We start from the raw sequence: 20,236 nt of genomic DNA, 5'->3' as shown, positions 1-20,236 counted from the left end.
TCACCGGAACTCCGCGCACGGAACGGTCCGCACGCGGGCAGTTGGCAGGTCTTCGGACTCGCGGGCCCGTCCTCCCTCCCGGAGGACACCTACTGGCCGTCGCTTCCCAGGCCCCGTACCTCGGACCCAGTGCGTATGACGGCGGTCGTTCCCACTCACCGCTGCGGGGCAGTCCCGGATTCCCACCGGGTTCCCTCTTACGACTCCCCGCCTGGCGGACGGGGCGAACCAGCTGCGGACGTCAGCCTAGCGGGTGGCCGCGCCGGTGTGCGGGCGGTGCGCGCGGTGCCGGCAGTGCGCGCGGTGGCGGCGGTGCGTACGGTGCCGGCGGTGCGCGCGGCGTCAGGGGCGTGCGCGGGTGCGTCAGCGTCCCGTCAAGGGCGGGCCGGCCGCCGTCAGTGTCCCGTCAGGCCCGCGCCGGGGCCGCCGGACGCGGGCATACCGTCGGCTGTGTGCCCCGGTCCGCCTCCCCGCGCCGGGGCCACACCGACCGTCCGCACCTCGCGTTTCCCGGAGGCACGACATGAACGAACCCCGCCACGACGACGACCCCGAACCCGCCGATCGGTTCCCGGCCGGGCCCCTGTACGTCCCGGTCCGGCCGGGTCCCTCCGCTTGCGCGGCCCGGCTGTTCCGCACCCCGCTCGGCGGGCGGACCGCCGTCGCCTTCACCTCCGAGCGCCGGCTGACCACCGCGCTCGGCGCCGGACACGCGTGGGTCCGGCTCGCCGAAGGGGCCCTGCGGGCGCTGACCGCGCCGCTGGGCGTCACCGTCGTCACCGTGGACCCGCGCTTCACCGCGCCCGCGCCCGCACCGGTCACCCCGGTCGCGCCCCGGGTCCCCGCGCTGCGGACCGTCTGAGAGGGACCGGCCATGACCACCGTCCACGAACCCACCGCTCCGGCCGCCGAGTTGTCGGTGTGGCCCGCCTCCACCACCGAGCCCGTCCCCGGCCTGCCGGCCGTCGGCGGCGTACCCCTCGCCGAACTCGCCGAGCGCTACGGCACCCCCGTCTACGTCCTGGACGAGGCCGAGGTCCGCGACCGCTGCCGTACCTACCGGGCCGCCTTCCCCGACGCCGAAGTCGTCTACGCCGCCAAGGCGTTCCTGTGCCGCGCGATGGCGCACTGGGCCGACGAGGAGGGCCTCGGCCTGGACGTCTGCTCCGCCGGGGAACTCGAACTCGCCGTCACCACCGGCTTCCCGGCCGAGCGGATCGTGCTGCACGGCAACGCGAAGTCGCCGCGCGACCTGGACACCGCGCTGCGCCTCGGCGTCGGCCGCATCGTCATCGACAGTCCCTCGGAGATCGCCCGGCTGGCCGCCGCCCTCGGGCCGGACGGCCACCAGAAGGTGCTGGTCCGGGTCGTGCCGGGCATCGTCGCGGGCGGGCACGAGAAGATCCGTACCGGCACCGAGGACCAGAAGTTCGGCCTCTCCCTGGCCGACGGCCACGCGCAGCACGCCATCACCCGCATCCTCGACCAGCCGCAGCTCGAACTCACCGGCCTGCACTGCCACTTGGGCTCCCAGATCACCGGCGTCAAGCCGTACCTCGCCGCCGTGCGCCGCATGGTCGGCCTGATGGCCCGCGTGCACGAGCAGCACGGCCTCGTCCTGCCCGAGCTGGACCTCGGCGGCGGCCACGGCATCGCCTACCGGCCCGGCGAGGACGCCCTCGACCTGACCGAACTGGCCCGCCGGGTCCGCGCGGAACTGGCCGACGCGTGTGCGACGGCGGGGCTGCCCGTGCCGCGGCTGCTCATCGAGCCGGGACGGGCGATCGTGGGCCCCGCCGGTGTCGCCCTGTACCGCGTCCTCGCCGTGAAGCACACCGGCGGCAAGGTCTTCGTGGCCGTCGACGGCGGCATGAGCGACAACCCGCGCCCGGCCCTGTACGGCGTCCGCTACGCCCCCCGGCTGATCGGCCGGCGCAGCACCGCGGAGCGTGCCCCGGCGACCGTGGTGGGCCGGCACTGCGAGGCCGGCGACGTCCTGGCCGCCGACGCCGAACTCCCGGCCGACGTCCGCCCCGGCGACCTGATCGCGGTACCGGTGGCCGGCGCCTACCAGCTCTCCATGGCCTCGGCCTACAACCTGGTCGGCCGCCCGCCCGTGGTCGCCGTACGGGACGGCGTGGCCCGCGTCCTGGTCCGCCGCGAGTCCCTGGACGACCTGCGCGCGCGGGACGTGGGCCTGTGACCCGGCCCTGACGGCCCCGCTCCCACCGGCCGTACGGGGGCCTTCCGCCCCGTCACCGCGCCGGATGCTCCGCCGGGATGCGATCGTGGGCGGAACGGAGGGAGCGGGGCGGAAGGAGCGGGATGGACTGGCGGACGTTCGCCGAGCAGATGGCGGACCTGGCACGGGGCCTGCTGGCCCAGGACTCGGTGGGCGCCACCCTGGAACGGATCACGGACTGCGCGACCCGGCTCGTTCCGGGCTGTGACGCGGCCGGGATCCTCCTCCTGGACGCCAAGGGCGCCCAGACCCTCGCGCCGACCGAGCGGCTCGTGATCGACAGCGACCGGTTGCAGGAACGCCTGCGGCAGGGCCCGTGCTACGACGCCGCGCGCGTCCAGGGCGGCGAGCGGGTCTTCCGGATCACCGACTTCCGGGCGGACCACCCGCGCTGGCCCGCCTATGTCTCCCGGGCCCGGGAGCTGGGCATCGGCAGCATGATGGGCTTCCTGCTGTACACCGAGGGTGAGGACCTGGGTGCGCTCGACCTGTACTCCCGGCACCCGGGCGCCTTCGACGAGGCGAGCGAGACCGCCGGCTGGCTGCTCGCCTCGCACGCGGCGGTCGCCTTCTCCGCCGCCCGCACCCACGCCCAGATGGAGCAGGCGGTCGCCACCCGGCACGTCATCGGCGAGGCCATGGGCATCCTCATGGGCACCCACGGCCTCACCGAGGACCAGGCCTTCGGCGTGCTGCGCCGCTACTCCCAGGAACACAACGTCAAGCTCCGCGAGGTGGCCCGCCGGGTCTGCGAGGGCGGCGGGCCGCCCGCGTAGCCGCACCGCCGCCGCCGCGGGCCGTCTGCTCAGGCGCCGCCGCCTCGGCGGAACGTCTGCCCAGGCCCCTGTCGTCGGCGACGCCGTGCGCGCCCTCGCTCCGTAGTCTCCGGCCGGGAGTCCCGGAGCGCGCGGCTGACGCCGCGAAGCCGGCCGCCCGCGTAGTCGCCCGCTGCTGTCGCGGGCCGTCCGTGCGGGCGCCGTCGTCTTGGCGGGCCGTCTGCCCGGGCCCCTGTCGTCGGCCCGCCGTCTGCTCCGCGACGCCGTGCGCGCCCTCGCTCCGTAGTCTCCGGCCGGGAGTCCCGGAGCGCGCGGCTGACGCCGCGAAGCCGGCCGCCCGCGTAGTCGCCCGCTGCTGTCGCGGGCCGTCCGTGCGGGCGCCGTCGTCTTGGCGGGCCGTCTGCCCGGGCTCCTGTCGCCGGCCCGCCGTCTGCTCCGCGACGCCGTGCGCGCTCGCACTCCGCAGGCTCCGGCCGGGAGCCCCGTGACGGCGCGAAGGGCGCCTAGGCTCCGCCGTCCTCGAACGTCTTCAGGATGCGTTCCGCCGCCAGGGTCGCCGTCAGGCGGCCCTCGCGGACCTGCTGTTCCAGGCCGGGGGCGGCCCGGCGGACCGCCGGGTCGGCGTGCAGGCGGCCGAGGAGTTCGTCGCGGACCATCGCCCAGGTCCAGTCGACCTGCTGGTCCCGGCGTTTGGCGGCCAGGCGTCCGGTGGAGTCCAGCAGGGCGCGGTGCTGTTCGAGGCGTTCCCAGACGGTGTCGAGGCCGGTCGACTCGCGGGCGCTGCAGTGCAGCACCGGGGGAGTCCAGAACGCGTCCTTGCCGTGCATCAGCCGCAGCGCGCCCGCCAGTTCCCGGGCCGCCGCCCGCGCGTCGCGCTCGTGCGGGCCGTCCGCCTTGTTGACGGCGATGACGTCCGCGAGTTCCAGGACGCCCTTCTTGATGCCCTGCAACTGGTCGCCGGTGCGGGCGAGGGTGAGCAGCAGGAAGCTGTCGACCATGTTCGCTACGGCGGTCTCCGACTGGCCGACGCCGACGGTCTCCACCAGGATCACGTCGTAGCCCGCCGCCTCCATCACGACCATCGACTCGCGGGTGGCCTTCGCGACCCCGCCGAGCGTGCCCGCGCTGGGGGAGGGCCGCACGAAGGCGGCCGGGTCGACGGCGAGGCGTTCCATCCGCGTCTTGTCGCCGAGGATGGAGCCGCCCGTGCGGGTGGAGGACGGGTCCACGGCGAGGACCGCGACCCGGTGGCCGAGCGCGGTCAGCCGGGTGCCGAAGGCGTCGATGAACGTCGACTTGCCCACGCCCGGCACCCCGCTGACGCCGATCCGCCGGGCCCGGCCGCTGTGCGGCAGCAGCTCGGTGAGCAGCTGCTGCGCCAGCGACCGGTGCGCGGGCCGGGTGGACTCGACCAGCGTGATGGCGCGCGCCACCAGCGCCCGCTTGCCGTCGAGGACGCCCTTCACATACGTGTCGAGATCGATCGCGGCCATCGGGGCCTACAGCTCGTGCCCGAGGCCGGCCGCGAGCCGTTCAACCAGGTCGTACGCCGCGTCCGGGATCACCGTCCCGGGCGGGAACACGGCCGTCGCGCCCATCTCCAGCAGGGTCGGCACGTCCTGCGGCGGGATCACACCGCCGACCACGATCATGATGTCCGCGCGGCCCTCCTCGGCGAGCTGCTCGCGCAGCGCCGGGACGAGCGTGAGGTGACCGGCGGCCAGCGAGGACACCCCGACCACGTGCACGTCCGCCTCGACCGCCTGCCGGGCGACCTCCTGCGGCGTCTGGAACAGCGGGCCGACGTCGACGTCGAAGCCGAGGTCGGCGAACGCGGTCGCGATCACCTTCTGGCCGCGGTCGTGGCCGTCCTGGCCCATCTTGGCGACCAGGATGCGCGGCCGGCGCCCCTCGGCCTCCTCGAAGGCGTCCACCAGGGCCCGGGTGCGGTCCACGGACGGGGACTCGCCTGCTTCGTTGCGGTACACGCCGGAGATCGTACGGATCTGGCTCGCGTGCCGCCCGTACACCTTCTCCAGGGCGTCGGAGATCTCGCCGACCGTGGCCTTCGCGCGGGCCGCGCGCACGGCCAGCTCCAGCAGGTTGCCCTCGCCGCCGGCCGCCCGGGTCAGCGCGTCCAGCGCGTCCCGGCAGGCCCGCTCGTCCCGCTCGGCGCGCAGCCGGCGCAGCTTCTCGATCTGCTGCGCGCGCACGGAGGAGTTGTCGACCTTGAGGACCTCGATCTCCTCGTCGCTGTCCACCCGGTACTTGTTGACGCCGATCACCGGCTGCCGCCCGGAGTCGATCCGGGCCTGCGTGCGCGCGGCGGCCTCCTCCACGCGCAGCTTCGGGATGCCCGCGTCGATGGCCTGCGCCATGCCGCCCGCCTGCTCGACCTCCTGGATGTGCGCCCAGGCCTTGCGCGCCAGGTCGTAGGTGAGCCGCTCCACGTAGGCGCTGCCGCCCCAGGGGTCGATGACCCGGGTGGTGCCCGACTCCTGCTGGATGAGCAGCTGGGTGTTGCGGGCGATGCGCGCCGAGAAGTCCGTCGGCAGCGCGAGCGCCTCGTCCAGGGCGTTGGTGTGCAGCGACTGGGTGTGGCCCTGGGTCGCCGCCATCGCCTCCACACAGGTGCGGGTGACGTTGTTGAACACGTCCTGCGCGGTCAGCGACCAGCCCGAGGTCTGCGAATGGGTGCGCAGGGACAGGGACTTGGTGTTCTTCGGCTCGAACCGGGAGACCAGCTTGGCCCACAGCAGGCGGGCCGCGCGCAGTTTGGCGACCTCCATGAAGAAGTTCATGCCGATCGCCCAGAAGAACGACAGCCGGGGCGCGAACGCGTCCACGTCCAGGCCCGCTTCGCGTCCGGCGCGGATGTACTCGACACCGTCCGCGAGCGTGTACGCCAGTTCCAGGTCGGCCGTCGCACCGGCCTCCTGGATGTGGTAGCCGGAGATGGAGATGGAGTTGTAGCGGGGCATCCGCTGCGAGGTGTACGCGAAGATGTCGGAGATGATCCGCATCGACGGCTTCGGCGGATAGATGTAGGTGTTGCGGACCATGAACTCCTTGAGGATGTCGTTCTGGATGGTCCCGGCCAGCTTCTCGGGCGGTACGCCCTGCTCCTCCGCCGCCACGATGTACAGCGCCAGCACCGGCAGCACGGCGCCGTTCATCGTCATCGACACGGTCATCCGGTCCAGCGGGATGCCGTCGAACAACTGCCGCATGTCGTAGATCGAGTCGATGGCCACGCCCGCCATGCCGACGTCACCGGTGACCCGCGGGTGGTCGCTGTCGTACCCCCGGTGGGTGGGCAGGTCGAAGGCGACCGACAGGCCCTTCTGGCCGGCCGCCAGGTTGCGCCGGTAGAAGGCGTTGGACTCCTCGGCGGTGGAGAAACCCGCGTACTGCCGGATCGTCCAGGGCTGGTTCACGTACATCGTCGGGTACGGGCCGCGCAGGTACGGCGCGACGCCCGGGTAGGTGCCCAGGAAGTCCAGGCCCTCCAGGTCGCGCCCGGTGTACAGCGGCCTGACCCCGATGCCCTCCGGGGTCTCCCACAGCGGCTCGGCGCCGCCGGTGGCGCGCTTGACGGCCGCCTGCCACTCCTCGGCGCCGCCCTCGACGGCCGGCGTGCCCAGCTCGATGCCGGAGAAGTCGGGGATTCCCATCAGGACACTCCCATGCGGTCGAGGGTCGCGGACAGCACGGCGACGGCGTCGCAGCCCGCGAAGACGGACGAGTCGACGCCGGCGTACTCGCCCCGGCCGGCCAGGAACACGTGCCGGGCGCCGGCCGCGCGCAGCGACTCGGCGGCCTGCTCGGCCTGTTCGGCGTAGAGCGCGTCGCTGGAACAGAGCACCGCCTCGGTGGCGCCGCTGTCCTCGAAGGTGCCGCCGGTGACCGGTTCGATGCCGCCCGCCTGGAAGAGGTTGGCCGCGAAGGTGGCGCGCGCGGTGTGCGCGGCGGCCGGGCCGAGGGTGGCCAGGAAGATCCGGGGCCGGGCGCCGGTGGCCGCGAGATGGGCGTCGGAGCGGGCGCGCAGCTCCTCGTACGCCTCGTCCCGGCGCACCCGGGGCAGTCCGCCCGACGGCGGCTCGGGCGCGGGCGCGCGCTCGACCGGCTTCTCGGCGAGCAGCGGGAACTCGCTGACCCCGGTGACGGGTTCGCGGCGCTTGGCGAGCCTCTTGGAGCGCTCCGCCCAGGTCGTCGCCAGGTCGGTGCGCAGCCGGCCGGAGCGCAGCACGGCCGCCTGGCCGCCGTCGCGCTCGACGGACCGGAAGAACGCCCAGGCCGCCTCGGCGAGTTCGGCGGTGAGCGTCTCGACGTACCAGGAGCCGCCGGCCGGGTCGATCACCCGGGCCAGGTGGGACTCCTCGATGAGGATCGTGGAGGTGTTGCGGGCGATGCGGCGGGCGAACGCGTCGGGCAGGCCGAGCGCGTGGTCGAAGGGCAGCACCGTGACGGAGTCGGCGCCGCCGACCCCGGCCGCGAGGGTGGCGACCGTGGTGCGCAGCATGTTCACCCACGGGTCGCGGCGGCTCATCATCACCGGCGAGGTGACCACGTGCTGCGTCTGGGCGCCGGGCGCGCCGCAGACCTCGGCGACCCGGGCCCACAGCCGCCGGGCGGCGCGCAGCTTGGCGATGGTCAGGAACTGGTCGGCGGTGGCCGCGTACCGGAACTCCAGTTGTCCCGCGGCCTGTTCGACGCCGAGGCCGGCCTCGGTCAGCTCCCGCAGATAGGCGACGCCGGTGGCCAGCGAGGCGCCCAGTTCCTGCGCGGCCGAGCCGCCGGCCTCGTGGTAGGGCAGCGCGTCCACGGTCAGCGCGCGCAGCCCCGGGTACGTCCGCGCGCACCGGGCGGCGAGTTCGGCGTACGGCGCGAAGTCCAGGGCGGTGCCGGTGCGGGCCTCGTGGCCGAGCGGGTCGCCGCCCAGGTTGCCGCGGGCCGCCGCCGGTTCGACACCGCTGTCCGCGTACCGGCGCAGCAGCGCCTCGGCGGCCCGCCCGGTGTCCCGGCCGGCGTCCAGGACGACCGGCGCCAGGTCCAGGTACACGCCCTCCAGGGCCCGGTCCAGGCCGTCCAGCGGGATGCCGCCCTCGCCGAGCACCAGCCACAGGGAGGTGCCGCCGTTCTCCAGGTCGGCCAGGGGCGCGTGCTCCGCGAGGGCCGTGTGCCGCTGCCGTACGTCCCAGCCGCCCGCGGTGTTGCCCTCGGCACGGCCGCCCCGCAGGTAGGGGGCGAAGCCGGGCAGCCCGGGGTCGGAGGCGGCGTCGCGCGCGGTGTACAGGGGACGGGTGCGCAGCCCGTCCTCCAGCGTCGTGGACAGGGCGTCCTCCGCTGCCGCGCCCGAGACTTCCTTGCCCGACTTGCGCAGCACACCCTCCACCAGGCGTTGCCACTGCTCGTGTGTCGCGTCAGGGAACTCGGCGGCCAGAGAGAGCCCGTCGTCAGGCAGGACCGTCATGGTCCGGATGCTAGGGCAGGCCGCGCGCACCGGGGCCCAACACGGACTGTGAGCTTTCTCCTCTTGCGGTGGTGACGGGCGCCTCTCCCGGCGCCCGGGGCCCGGGCGCCGTCCCGCTACGGCCCGCTCGGCGTGTCGCCCAGATCCGGCACCAGGGCGCACAGCGCCTCGCGCTGCTCGGGGCCGACGACCCGGGCGAGTGCCTCGCGGACCGTCTCCGCCAGCGCGCCGGACGCCTCGCGCAGCCGCCGCCGCGCCTTGTCGGTGAGGGCGACCTCGACACCGCGCCGGTCACCGCACACGGACGCCCGCTCGACCAGGCCGGCCCGCTGGAGGCAGGCGACCTGGTAGGTGAGCCGGGTCTTGGGGCGGCCCAGCAGGTCGGCGATCCGGGTCATGCGCAGCCCGCCGGGCGGCTGTTCGGCCAGCAGACACAGGATCAGGAACTCGTCGTGCGAGACGTCGAGGCTCTCCTTCACGACCGACCTGAGGCGCTGCTCCACCGCGCCCGTCGCGGCGAGCAGGAGCATCCAGGCCCGCAGCTCCCCGGGCAGCAGCCCGCCGCCGGTCCCGTCGGCCCCGCCGGGACAAGCGGGCTGGTCGGCGGGGTGTGCGTCGCGGGCGGCCATGGCATCGAGTCTACCCGTTGTCCAAATTTGGATAGTGGGCTAGCGTGATGTCATCCAAATTTGAACCAATGCGGAACGAACGGCCATGACCGTCGCAGTGGAGACAGGCCTCTGGCAGCTCGACCCGACCGCGTCCGCCGTGCGGCTGCGGCACCGGACGTTCTGGGGCCTGGTCGCCGTCAAGGGCACGTTCACCGCCGTCACCGGCCGGGGCGAGGTGCGGCCCGACGGCTCGGCCGCCGGCACCGTCACGCTGGAGACGGCCTCCCTGGACACCGGCAACGCCAAACGGGACGCACACCTGCGCTCCGCCGACCTCCTGGACGCCGGCGCCCACCCCGAGATCACCTACACCGCGACCGGCGCCGAACTCCTCGACGGCGACGGCGACGGCGGCAGCGACGGCAGCAGCGTCCGTGTCACCGGCCGGCTCACCGTGCACGGCGTGGAGCAGCCGCTGACGCTCACCGCCCGCCTCGCCGCCGCGACGCCCGGGGCGCTCACCCTGGAGACCGAGTTCACCGTGGACCGCGACCGGTTCGGCGTCAGCTGGAACCAACTCGGCATGATGCGCGGCCTGACCACCGTCACCGCCGCGCTCCGCTTCACCCGCGCGGCGGCCTGACCCGGCCCGCCAGCAGACCGCGCCGCAGCTCCCGCGTGGACAGCGTCTGCGGATCGCCGGTGAAGGCACGCAGCCGGAACCGGGCGTCCGGCGCGGCGGGCAGCGCGTACCGGCCGGACGGCGGCCGCAGCTCCACGGTCGCCGTCTCGTGCGCGCGCAGCGTGGCCGGGCCGCGCACCAGCGACCAGTACCGGCTCATGCCCTGCCCGGACGTCAGCATGTAGTGCGGGACCAGCGCCGTGGAGCCGGTGTTCGACACCCGCAGCGTCAACGCGGTCAGTACCCGCGCCGGACCGTGCCGCACCCCCGTGACGTCCATCCGCAGCGGCGGCCGTCCCGTCACCGCCAGCGCCGCGCTCACCAGCGCGGGCGCCAGCAGCAGGACGACGGCCGCCGCGAGCGCGGGGCGGCGGCGCGGACCGGCGAGCCACCGGGGGCGCGGCTGCCACGCGTGCGTGAACTCCGCGAGCGGCACCGTCACCGCCGCCGCCAGCCACAGCGGGGTCATCATCAGGAAGTAGCCGTCCTGGGAGCGCGTCGCCACGAAGAAGGCGCACCAGGGCAGCACGGTCGCCGCCGGGCCGAGCCGCCGCACGAACAGCGTGAACGACGCCAGCAGCGCCGCGGCCAGCAGCACGCTGGCGTGCCCGTACCAGTCCAGCCGGTCGCTGCCGTGCGTGAAGTACAGCGAGACGCCCATCAGACCCTGACCGTGCAGGGTCGCGCCCTGCGTCAACGGCAGCGCGATACCCCGTACCCAGGCCCCGGGCGCGCTCACGGCGAAGTAGGTGTTGATCAGCAGCCAGGTCAGCACCGCGACCCCGGCGATCCGTCCCAGCACCCGCCGCGCACCCCGCGCGCCCAGCTCCCCGCGGCGTACGGCGTAGACGCCGGCCAGCAGGAACGGCGCGACGAACCACGGCAGTTGCTGCGCCGCGCACGCCGCCCCCAGGCACGCGGCCCGCGCCACCCCGGCCGCGCCCAGCCGGCCCCGCGCCCCGAGCCGGGGCCAGCACACCACCACCGGCAGCAGCAGGACCATGCCGATGATCGCCGGGTAGCCCTGCCGGGCGTACATCGGCAGGAAGCCGAAGCCCAGGCAGACCATCGTCGCCGCGGGCCGCCACGGCGCCGGCAGCAGCCGCCACAGCGCCACGGCGCCCACGACCAGCGCGGCCGTCGCCGCCGCCGTCGCCGGGGCGCCGCCGCGGCCGAGCCACAGGAACGGCACGGTGAGCAGCGGGGCCAGCGGCGGATAGCCGTACGTGAAGTCGTACCCGCCGTCTATCGTCGGCGTCAGGGCGATGCCCTTGCCGTGGAACAGCCACGGCCACGGCTGCCCGTACACCGGGTGTCCGTCGGCCAGTTGGCGCGCCGCCTGCGTGGTCAGGGCCGCCTCGTCGCCGCCGCCGTGGTTCAGCGCCCAGGCGCACAGCACCAGGGTGACCGCGGTGGCCAGCACCACGAGGTCCAGGCGGGCCAGCGAGCGCGCCCGGCGGACCGTGAGCGCGAGGACGCCGGTCACCAGGATCGCGGCGTAGCAGACGGAGATGACACCGGCGAGGAGCAACCGGTGCGTGGCCGCCTGCGTCCACACCGTGCGGGTGCCGATGAACAGGCTCACGTCGGCGAGCAGCGTCAGCACGCGGTGCCACTGCGCGGGTCCCGGCGCGTCCTTCGCGCCGGCTCCCGGAGTGGCGGACACCGCCGACCGTGTCCGCCCGCCGGGTGTCACCTGCTGTGTCTCTGCCAAGTGCACGGGACCGGACGCTAGTGGTGGCCGGTGAGCGGGGAGTCGCGGCACGTGAAGAGTCCGGTGTGAGAGGGGTAAGAAGCGGGCGCAATCGTATATGTCACCCGACTCCGGACGGGAGCGCGCCTCCTCGCAGCGGTCGCACACCGTGTCGTTGTTGGGCCGAACGGGTGACTTGGAGTAAGAATTGCCCAGTGCAGGAAATGAGTGCGAGTCAGGTCGGGGGGAGCCGGTGAGCCGTTACGACGTCACCGATGAACAGTGGGAAGGGCTCGCCCAGGTCGTGCCACTGCGGGGCCGGGACGCCTGGCCCTCCGCGGTGAGCCACCGCTCGCTGCCCGACGCCGAGACCGAGACGCGCCGCCGGTTCGTGGTCCTGCGCGTCAACGTCTTCGCGGACGCCAGAGAAGTCGCCGAGACGCTGATGGCCGGAGTGCCGGTGCTGCTCGACCTCTCCAGCGCGGAGGGGGACGTCGCCAAGCGCGTCCTCGACTTCAGCACGGGCGTGGTGTTCGGACTGGCCAGCGGGATGCACCGGGTGGACCGCAACGTGTTCCTCCTGACCCCGCCCGGCACGGAGGTCAGCGGGCTGATGGAGGGAGTGGGCGTGTCGGAGGGCTGAGCCCCCGGCCGCCCCGGTCACCTCGGCTGCCCCGGTCACCCCGGCTGCCTCGGCTGTCTCGGCTGTCTCGGCTGTCTCGGCTGCCTCGGCTGTCTCCGGTGACCCTCGTACCGGCTCCTGTCCGGTTCGTCCCTCGTTCGTAGGAAGCGCCGGGCGACTGAACGGTTCGGCACGGGGGCGGAGGCCTACGGTCCGCATATGGCCGTGCCTTCCGTGACCACGGGGAGTGCGGCGGACGAGGCGAGCGACGCCGCCGGTTCCGCCGTTCCCGTCGTTTCCGCTGTCCCTGGTGCTTCCGTCGCCCCTGTCTGCTCGGGAGTGCCCGCCGTCCCGGTGCGGTGCCCGTCGGGAGACGCTTCCGAGGGCACCGTGACCGCCCTGCGCGCAGCGGCCTCGGGGGAGGCGGTGGCTGCGGGTGAGACGGCGGTCTCCGGCGGTGCTTCGGTCTCCGCCGGGCCGGCGGCCTCGCGCAGGGCCGGGGCTTCCGCTGGGGCTCCGGTCTCCAGCGGCCTCACCGGGGACCCCGGCCCTCCGCCGGACGACGCCCCCGATGTCACCGTCCCCCCGCAGGGGCGTCGCCGCGTCGATGTGCGGGCCCGGGTCACCGAGTTGCGGTTGTCGGCGTTCGCGGGGCACCGGCGGGCCGGGTTTCCGCTCGGTCCGGTGACGTTGTTCGCGGGGCGCAGCGGGGCCGGGAAGACGACGGCGCTGGCGGCGTTCGAGGCGCTGGCGCGGCTCGGTGGGGGCGCGTCGCTGGGGGAGGCGTTCCCGGAGCCGGGCGCCTGTGTGCCGGACCGGGCCCGCCCGGACGCGGAGGGCCGCCGGGGCTTCCGCATCGGCTGCACGGCCGACGGCACCGAGGGCCCGGTCCGGCTCGATCTCGCCGTGCAGGCCGAGCCCGCCCTGCGGATCGTGGGCGAGCGGCTCACCGCCGCCGGCGTCGTCCTGCTGGAGACCGCACTGCGCGACCCGGCCCGCCGCACCGTGCAGGCGGCCTGGCACACCGCGGGCTCCGCGTCGGTGACCCGCGCCCCGCTGCCCGACGACCGCCTCGGCACCGCGCTGCTGCCGCTGCGCGTGGCCGGCCGCACCGACGGGCAGCGGCGGGTGCTGGCCGCGGCCGAGCAGATGGTCGTCGCCCTGCGCTCCGTCTTCCCCTGCGACCCGCGCCCCGACTGGATGCGCACCCCCGTGCCCACGGGCTTCGGCCGGCTGCTGCCCGGCTGCGACAACCTCGCCGACGTCCTGTGGCGCACCCGCGCCGAGTGCGCCCGCCGGCACGGTGTGCTGGTCGGCATGGTGCGCGCGGGCTGCGCCGGCCCGGTCACGGACCTGGTCGCCGAGCCGATGTCCGACGGCACGGTACGGGCCCTGCTGGACCGCGGCGACGGCTTCCGCACCGAGCTGGCCCGGCTCGGCGACGGCGAGCTGCGCTACCTCGCCCTGACCCTGGTCCTGGTGACCGGGCCCGGCGTGCTGGACGTGGACGCCCCGGGCGAGGTGCCGGACGCGCTGCGCAGCCTCACCGTCCTCGCCGACGGCTTCGACCGGGCGCTGGACCCCTTCCAGCGCCGGGCCCTGCTGGAGACGGCGGCCGGCATGGGGCGGCGCGGGCACGTCCGCTGTGTCGGCGCGGTGAGCGACGCCTCCTGGGCCGCCGGGGTCGACGGTGTGACAGTGGTACACCTGGACGTGTGACCGAACCTCTCGACCTGGCCCGACTGCGGCGCAGACTGTCCGAGTTCGCCGCCGCGCGGAGCTGGCAGCCGTACCACACGCCCAAGAACCTCGTCGCCGCGCTCAGCGTGGAGGCCTCCGAACTGGTCGAGATCTTCCAGTGGCTGACCCCGGAGGAGTCCGCCCGGGTGATGGACGACCCCGGGACGGCGCACCGCGTGCGGGACGAGGTCGCCGACGTCCTCGCCTACCTCCTCCAGTTCTGCGACGCGCTCGGCGTCGACCCGCTGGCCGCCCTGGACGCGAAGATCGACCGCAACGAACAGCGCTTCCCGGCGCCGGACCGGACGACGGACGAACAGCCGGAGCATTGAATTCCGTTATTACGCTGTGTAGTTGGTGGGACCGTCGAATCCGAATTGTTGTCCACAATTTCCCGTCTTCCTCTGGCTTTTCGGTCCAGGCGCCCTCACTCTGGGTAGTGAACAAGGGAGTTCACTCACACGTGCGCACACCCACGGCGGACGGGACGGGGGCGACACATGGAAGCGGTAAGACTCATCCTCACGAGCCGGCGGGCCCTGGCGGGCGGTGCCGAGACGGCCGAGATCATGACGGAGGTGTGGCAGGCGCAGGCCCTGGCGCAGGCGATCGGCAGCCGCCTCGCGGTCTCCGGACCACCCGAACTGCGCGGCGAGGCACTGGGGTTGACCGAACTGGCGGGCCGCGGCTGCGGAGTGCTCGACCCGCCCGAACTCGACACCGCCGACCTGCGGGCCGCGCAGCTGACCGAGCTGGACGACGCCCGGGAGACGCTGATCTGCCTCGGCGGCCTGCTCGGGGAGGTCGGCATCGCGCTGGTCGGCATGGCGAGCGGAGCGGCCGACGAGACGACGTACTGGCAGTGCATGGAGGCCATCGACGCGGCCGACGAGTCCCGGGACCGCGTCCTGGAGATGCTCCGCAAGCTGGCGGCCCGGGAGGAGGTCTTACGGGAGAGCGGCAGCGAGAACAGCCCGACGGGAGTCTGAGCCCCGGCCCCGGTCGGCCCCCGCCCGGACCCGGCCCACCCGCCCGAGCGGCCCGCATGTCCGCTCGGCCGACGCCACGGCCCGGACGTCACTCCGGCAACCCCATCCCCCACCCGGCGGAGTCACCGCAGGGCAGCGAGGCCCCCGTCAACCGGCCGACCCTCCTGGCGGCACGGCCTTCCGGGCCCCCGGCCAGGCAGGCACCGGACCGGACGCCTCGGCTCCCACCGCCCACCGCCCACCGGCCACCATCCGGCCGCGTCACCGGCCCCGACCCCGCCCGGCGACTTTCACCCGACCGTGGTCGGCCGTGCCGGGCGGTCCCGGCGAGGTTGCCGGGGCGGTCGGCGTGCAGGATGGGTGTATGGACCTTCGCATCTTCACCGAGCCCCAGCAGGGGGCCACGTACGACACCTTGCTCACCGTGGCCAAGGCCACCGAGGACCTGGGCTTCGACGCCTTCTTCCGCAGTGATCACTACGTCCGCATGGGCGGCGGGGACGGCCTCCCCGGCCCCACCGACGCCTGGATCACCCTGGCCGGCCTGGCCCGCGAGACCAAGCGCATCCGCCTCGGCACCCTGATGACGGCCGGCACCTTCCGGCTGCCCGGCGTGCTCGCCATCCAGGTCGCCCAGGTCGACCAGATGTCCGGCGGACGCGTCGAACTGGGCCTCGGCGCGGGCTGGTTCGAGGAGGAGCACAAGGCGTACGGCATCCCGTTCCCGAAGGAGAAGTTCGCGCGGCTGGAGGAGCAGCTCGCGATCGTCACCGGGCTGTGGGCCACCGAGGTCGGCAAGACCTTCGACTTCCACGGCACGTTCTACGACCTCACCGAGTCGCCCGCGCTGCCCAAGCCGGCCCAGCGGAAGGTGCCGGTGCTCATCGGCGGCCACGGCGCCACCCGTACCCCGCGGCTCGCCGCCCAGTACGCGGACGAGTTCAACATCCCGTTCGCCTCGGTCGAGGACAGCGAGCGGCAGTTCGGCCGGGTGCGCGCGGCGGCGGAGGCGGCCGGCCGGGGCGCGGACGCGCTGACGTACTCCAACGCGCTCGTGGCCTGTGTCGGCAGGGACGACCAGGAGGTGGCCCGGCGGGCCGCGGTGATCGGCCGCGAGGTGGACGAGCTGAAGGCCAACGGCCTGGCGGGTTCGCCGGCCGAGGTCGTCGACAAGATCGGCCGGTACGCCGAGATCGGCGCCCAGCGGATCTACCTCCAGATGCTCGACCTCGACGACCTGGACCACCTGGAGCTGATCTCCTCCCAGGTCCAGTCCCAGCTGTCGTAGCCCGAGCGCCGCCCCCGCCCTCCCGACCGGCGGGCGGGGGCTCACCGCGCGGAAAACCTGTGGTCAACGCGCCGTACGCCAGGAACACTCGGACACGTGTTCCTGACGATCTCCACGCGCGGCGACGCCGCCCATCCGGCCACCGACCTCGGGTACCTGCTGCACAAGCACCCCGGGAAGGCACAGCGGTTCTCCACCTCCCACGGCACGGCCCACGTGTTTTACCCAGAGGCGGCGGACGAACGCTGCACGGCCGCGCTGCTGCTGGAGGTCGATCCGGTCGCGCTGGTCCGGCGCGGCAAGGGCAAGGGCCGCGGCGGCGCCCCGGACGCGGCCCTCGCGCAGTACGTCAACGACCGCCCCTACGCCGCCTCCTCGCTGGTCGCGGTCGCGCTCAGCGCCGTGTTCTCCAGCGCCCTGCGCGGTGTGTGCGACGCCCGTCCGGAGCGGGCCGCCGCCCCGCTGCCGCTGCGCATCGAGATCCCGGCCCTGCCCGCCCGCGGCGGCGCCGAGCTGGTACGGCGCCTGTTCGCGCCGCTCGGCTGGGACGCGAGCGTGGACCCGGTGCCGCTCGACACCGAGTTCCCCGAGTGGGGCGACTCGCGGTACGTCCGCCTCGTCCTGGAGTCGCAGACGCTGACCCTCGCCGAGGCGCTGCGCCACCTGTACGTGCTGCTGCCGGTGCTGGACGACGCCAAGCACTACTGGGTCGCCTCCGACGAGGTCGACAAGCTGCTCCGGGCCGGCGAGGGCTGGCTGTCCGGCCACCCGGAGCTGAAGCTGATCACCAACCGCTACCTGTCCCGCCGCTGGTCGCTGACCCGGCAGGCGATGGAGCGTCTGGAACTGGTGCGGCTCGCCGAGGCCGACGACAGCGAGGTCGAGCGGATCGACAACGCCGTGGCACAGGAGACGGAGGACGAGGAGAAGCCGACCCCGCTCGCCGTCCGGCGCCGGGACGCCATCCTCGCCGCGCTGCGCGAGTGCGGTGCCGCGCGCGTCCTCGACCTCGGCTGCGGCCAGGGCCAGTTGGTGCAGGCGCTGCTCAAGGACGCCCGGTTCACCGAGATCGTCGGCGTCGACGTGTCGGTGCGGGCCCTCACCATCGCCTCCCGGCGGCTGAAGCTGGACCGCATGGGCGAGCGGCAGGCCTCCCGCGTCCGGCTCCTCCAGGGCTCCCTCGCCTACACCGACACCCGGCTGGGGGGCTACGACGCCGCCGTGCTCAGCGAGGTCATCGAGCACCTCGACCTGCCCCGGCTGCCCGCCCTGGAGTACGCCGTGTTCGGGCACGCCCGCCCGCGCACGGTCCTCGTGACCACCCCGAACGTCGAGTACAACGTGCGCTGGGAGACGCTGCCCGCCGGACACGTCCGGCACGGCGACCACCGCTTCGAGTGGACCCGCGAGGAGTTCCGCGCCTGGGCGACGGCCGTGGCCGAACGGCACGGCTACACCGTCGGGTTCCGGCCCGTCGGCCCCGACGACCCCGAGGTGGGCCCGCCCACCCAGCTGGCCGAGTTCCACCTCGGCGACACCCGCGAGCACGACACCGAGAAGGAGGCGAAGGCGGCATGACCGAGACCCGTACGGGACGGGCCCTCCCCGTCACCGACCTCTCCCTGGTCGTCCTCGTCGGCGCCTCCGGCTCCGGCAAGTCGACCTTCGCCCGCAGGCACTTCAAGCCCACCGAGGTGATCTCCTCCGACTTCTGCCGGGGCCTGGTCGCCGACGACGAGAACGACCAGAGCGCCTCCGGCGACGCCTTCGACGTCCTGCACTACATCGCGGGCAAACGCCTGGCCGCCGGCCGCCGTACCGTCGTGGACGCCACCAGCGTGCAGCAGGACAGCCGGCGCCAACTGGTCGAGCTGGCGTGGAAGTACGACGTGCTGCCCATCGCCATCGTGCTCGACGTGCCCGAGGAGGTGTGCGCCGAGCGCAACGCGGCCCGCGCCGACCGCGCCGGCCTGCCCCGCCGGGTGATCCAGCGGCACGTCCGCGAACTGCGCCGCTCCCTGCGGAGCCTGGAGCGCGAGGGCTTCCGCAAGGTGCACGTGCTGCGCGGGGTGGCGGAGGCCGAGAGCGCCACCGTCGTCACCGAGAAGCGCTTCAACGACCTGACCCATCTCACCGGCCCGTTCGACATCATCGGCGACATCCACGGCTGCTCCGCCGAACTGGAGTCGCTGCTCGCCAAGTTGGGATACGTCGACGGCACGCACCCCGAGGGCCGCACCGCCGTGTTCGTCGGCGACCTGGTGGACCGGGGCCCGGACACCCCGGGCGTGCTGCGCCGGGTGATGGCGATGGTGGAGGCGGGTGGCGCGCTGTGCGTGCCCGGCAACCACGAGAACAAGTACGGCCGCCACCTCAAGGGCCGCAAGGTCCAGCACACCCACGGGCTCGCCGAGACCATCGCGCAGATGGAGGGCGAGAGCGAGGAGTTCAAGGACCGGGTGCGGGCGTTCCTGGACGGACTCGTCAGCCACTACGTCCTCGACGGCGGCCGACTGGTGGTCTGCCACGCCGGCCTGCCCGAGAAGTACCACGGCCGCACCTCCGGCCGGGTCCGCTCGCACGCGCTGTACGGCGACACCACCGGCGAGACCGACGAGTTCGGGCTGCCGGTGCGCTACCCGTGGGCCGAGGACTACCGGGGCCGGGCGGCCGTGGTGTACGGCCACACCCCCGTGCCCGAGGCGACCTGGCTGAACAACACCATCTGCCTGGACACCGGTGCCGTCTTCGGCGGCAAGCTGACCGCGCTGCGCTGGCCGGAGCGCGAGCTGGTCGACGTACCGGCCGAGCGGGTCTGGTACGAGCCGGCCAGGCCGCTGCGCACCGAGGCGCCCGGTGGACAGGACGGCCGGCCGCTGGCCCTGTCCGACGTGCACGGCCGCCGGACGGTGGAGACCCGGCACGCCGGGCGGGTGGCCGTACGCGAGGAGAACGCGGCGGCGGCCCTGGAGGTCATGAGCCGTTTCGCCGTCGACCCGCGCCTGCTGCCGTACCTGCCGCCGACCATGGCACCGACGGCCACCTCCCGCGAGGAGGGCTATCTGGAGCACCCGCGCGAGGCGTTCGCGCAGTACGCGGAGGACGGGGTCGAGCGGGTCGTGTGCGAGGAGAAGCACATGGGCTCGCGGGCCGTGGCGCTGGTGTGCCGGGACGCGGGGGCGGCGGAGAAGCGGTTCGGCGTGACCGGCCCGACCGGCGCGCTGTACACCCGTACCGGGCGGCCGTTCTTCGACGACGCCTCGGTCACCGAGGAGATCCTCGGCCGGCTGCGCGCGGCGGTCACGGACGCCGGGCTGTGGGAGGAACTGGACACGGACTGGCTGCTGCTGGACGCCGAGCTGATGCCGTGGTCGCTGAAGGCCTCGGGTCTGCTGCGCAGCCAGTACGCGGCCGTCGGCGCCGCCTCCGGCGCGGTGTTCCCGGGCGCGCTGGCCGCCTTGGAGGCCGCCGCCGCGCGCGGCACCGACGTGACGGACCTGCTGGACCGGCAGCGCGAGCGCGCCGCCGACGCGGGCGCGTTCACCGCCGCCTACCGCCGTTACTGCTGGACCACCGACGGCCTGGCGGGCGTCCGCCTGGCGCCCTTCCAGATCCTCGCCGCCCAGGGCCGGAGCCTCGCCGCGCTGCCGCACGACGAGCAACTGGCCCTGCTCGACCGGCTGGTGGAGCACGACCCCACAGGGCTGCTCCAGACCACCCGGCGGCTGTACGTCGACACCGGCGACCCGGAGTCGGTACGGGCGGGCGTCGACTGGTGGCTGGAGATGACCGGCCGGGGCGGCGAGGGCATGGTCGTCAAGCCCCTCGGCGCACTGGTCCGGCGCCCGGACGGCCGGCTGGCGCAGCCCGGCGTCAAGTGCCGGGGCCGCGAGTACCTGCGGATCATCTACGGTCCCGAGTACACCCGCCCGGACACCCTCGCCCGGCTGCGGCAGCGGTTCCTCAACCACAAGCGGTCCCTCGCCCTGCGCGAGTACGCCCTCGGCCTGGAGGCCCTGGACCGGCTCGCGGACGGCGAGCCCCTGTGGCGCGTCCACGAGGCGGTGTTCGGGGTGCTGGCCCTGGAGTCGGAGCCGGTGGACCCGCGCCTGTAGGCGAC

Annotated in this window: 16 protein-coding genes and 1 riboswitch; of the genes, 11 read left to right on the top strand and 5 right to left on the bottom strand. The window is 74.3% G+C overall.

Features of this window, described 5'->3' with window-relative positions; translation table 11 throughout:
* Nucleotides 1-26 precede the first annotated feature (26 nt).
* A riboswitch (cobalamin riboswitch) is annotated at nucleotides 27-248 on the bottom strand.
* A 275-nt stretch (nucleotides 249-523) separates the two neighbouring features.
* The 3 genes from NX794_RS14100 (at nucleotide 524) to NX794_RS14090 (ending at nucleotide 3,018) form a co-directional block, all read left to right on the top strand.
* Nucleotides 524-862: an SAV_915 family protein gene (locus tag NX794_RS14100; RefSeq protein WP_258778840.1), complete on the top strand. Its 339-nt coding sequence runs from the start codon at nucleotides 524-526 to the stop codon at nucleotides 860-862.
* Nucleotides 863-874: 12 nt separating this feature from the next.
* Nucleotides 875-2,203: a diaminopimelate decarboxylase gene (gene lysA, locus NX794_RS14095; RefSeq protein WP_258778839.1), complete on the top strand. Its 1,329-nt coding sequence runs from the start codon at nucleotides 875-877 to the stop codon at nucleotides 2,201-2,203.
* Between the two features lie 122 nt (nucleotides 2,204-2,325).
* Nucleotides 2,326-3,018, top strand: a complete 693-nt coding sequence (locus NX794_RS14090; RefSeq protein WP_258778838.1) for a GAF and ANTAR domain-containing protein — start codon at nucleotides 2,326-2,328, stop codon at nucleotides 3,016-3,018.
* Nucleotides 3,019-3,521: 503 nt separating this feature from the next.
* Here the strand turns inward: NX794_RS14090 and meaB are convergent.
* From meaB to NX794_RS14070, 4 genes are all read right to left on the bottom strand, one after another.
* Nucleotides 3,522-4,511 carry a methylmalonyl Co-A mutase-associated GTPase MeaB gene (gene meaB, locus NX794_RS14085; RefSeq protein ID WP_258778837.1) on the bottom strand — a complete coding sequence of 330 codons (990 nt, stop codon included), beginning with the start codon at nucleotides 4,509-4,511 and terminating at the stop codon, nucleotides 3,522-3,524.
* Nucleotides 4,512-4,517: 6 nt separating this feature from the next.
* On the bottom strand, nucleotides 4,518-6,692 hold the full coding sequence (gene scpA, locus NX794_RS14080) for a methylmalonyl-CoA mutase (RefSeq protein WP_258778836.1): 2,175 nt from the start codon (nucleotides 6,690-6,692) through the stop codon (nucleotides 4,518-4,520).
* On the bottom strand, nucleotides 6,692-8,491 hold the full coding sequence (locus tag NX794_RS14075; RefSeq protein WP_258778835.1) for a methylmalonyl-CoA mutase subunit beta: 1,800 nt from the start codon (nucleotides 8,489-8,491) through the stop codon (nucleotides 6,692-6,694). Before NX794_RS14075 ends, scpA begins: the two co-directional genes overlap by 1 nt.
* Nucleotides 8,492-8,607: 116 nt before the next feature.
* The gene (locus NX794_RS14070; RefSeq protein ID WP_258778834.1) at nucleotides 8,608-9,120 is read right to left on the bottom strand and encodes a MarR family winged helix-turn-helix transcriptional regulator; all 513 of its coding nucleotides are present in this window, start codon (nucleotides 9,118-9,120) and stop codon (nucleotides 8,608-8,610) included.
* Nucleotides 9,121-9,205: 85 nt separating this feature from the next.
* Here NX794_RS14070 and NX794_RS14065 point away from each other — a divergent pair, with 85 nt between their 5' ends.
* Nucleotides 9,206-9,745, top strand: a complete 540-nt coding sequence (locus tag NX794_RS14065) for a YceI family protein (protein WP_258778833.1) — start codon at nucleotides 9,206-9,208, stop codon at nucleotides 9,743-9,745.
* Here NX794_RS14065 and NX794_RS14060 read toward each other — a convergent pair.
* Nucleotides 9,726-11,450: a hypothetical protein gene (locus NX794_RS14060; protein ID WP_258778832.1), complete on the bottom strand. Its 1,725-nt coding sequence runs from the start codon at nucleotides 11,448-11,450 to the stop codon at nucleotides 9,726-9,728. The genes NX794_RS14065 and NX794_RS14060 overlap by 20 nt on opposite strands.
* 280 nt (nucleotides 11,451-11,730) lie before the next feature.
* On the opposite strand from NX794_RS14060, the gene NX794_RS14055 reads away from it, so the two are divergent.
* From NX794_RS14055 to NX794_RS14025, 7 genes are all read left to right on the top strand, one after another.
* Nucleotides 11,731-12,120: a cell division protein SepF gene (locus tag NX794_RS14055; RefSeq protein ID WP_258778831.1), complete on the top strand. Its 390-nt coding sequence runs from the start codon at nucleotides 11,731-11,733 to the stop codon at nucleotides 12,118-12,120.
* 588 nt (nucleotides 12,121-12,708) lie between these two features.
* The gene (locus NX794_RS14050; protein ID WP_258778856.1) at nucleotides 12,709-13,818 is read left to right on the top strand and encodes an AAA family ATPase; all 1,110 of its coding nucleotides are present in this window, start codon (nucleotides 12,709-12,711) and stop codon (nucleotides 13,816-13,818) included.
* On the top strand, nucleotides 13,815-14,171 hold the full coding sequence (locus tag NX794_RS14045) for a nucleotide pyrophosphohydrolase (RefSeq protein ID WP_258778830.1): 357 nt from the start codon (nucleotides 13,815-13,817) through the stop codon (nucleotides 14,169-14,171). Before NX794_RS14050 ends, NX794_RS14045 begins: the two co-directional genes overlap by 4 nt.
* Before the next feature lie 168 nt (nucleotides 14,172-14,339).
* Nucleotides 14,340-14,828 (top strand): DUF6099 family protein, encoded by a 489-nt coding sequence (locus NX794_RS14040; protein WP_258778829.1) that lies wholly within the window; start codon nucleotides 14,340-14,342, stop codon nucleotides 14,826-14,828.
* Nucleotides 14,829-15,192: 364 nt separating this feature from the next.
* Nucleotides 15,193-16,116 (top strand): LLM class F420-dependent oxidoreductase, encoded by a 924-nt coding sequence (locus NX794_RS14035; RefSeq protein WP_258778828.1) that lies wholly within the window; start codon nucleotides 15,193-15,195, stop codon nucleotides 16,114-16,116.
* A 96-nt stretch (nucleotides 16,117-16,212) separates the two neighbouring features.
* The gene (locus NX794_RS14030; protein WP_258778827.1) at nucleotides 16,213-17,694 is read left to right on the top strand and encodes a 3' terminal RNA ribose 2'-O-methyltransferase Hen1; all 1,482 of its coding nucleotides are present in this window, start codon (nucleotides 16,213-16,215) and stop codon (nucleotides 17,692-17,694) included.
* Nucleotides 17,691-20,231 carry a polynucleotide kinase-phosphatase gene (locus NX794_RS14025; RefSeq protein WP_258778826.1) on the top strand — a complete coding sequence of 847 codons (2,541 nt, stop codon included), beginning with the start codon at nucleotides 17,691-17,693 and terminating at the stop codon, nucleotides 20,229-20,231. Before NX794_RS14030 ends, NX794_RS14025 begins: the two co-directional genes overlap by 4 nt.
* The last annotated feature ends 5 nt before the right edge of the window (nucleotides 20,232-20,236 follow it).

Origin of the sequence: Streptomyces pyxinicus (genome assembly GCF_024753135.1) — a bacterium.
GTDB lineage: Bacteria > Actinomycetota > Actinomycetes > Streptomycetales > Streptomycetaceae > Streptomyces > Streptomyces pyxinicus.
Note: the sequence above shows the minus strand (reverse complement) of the source record. Positions and strands in the feature narration are given on the sequence as shown.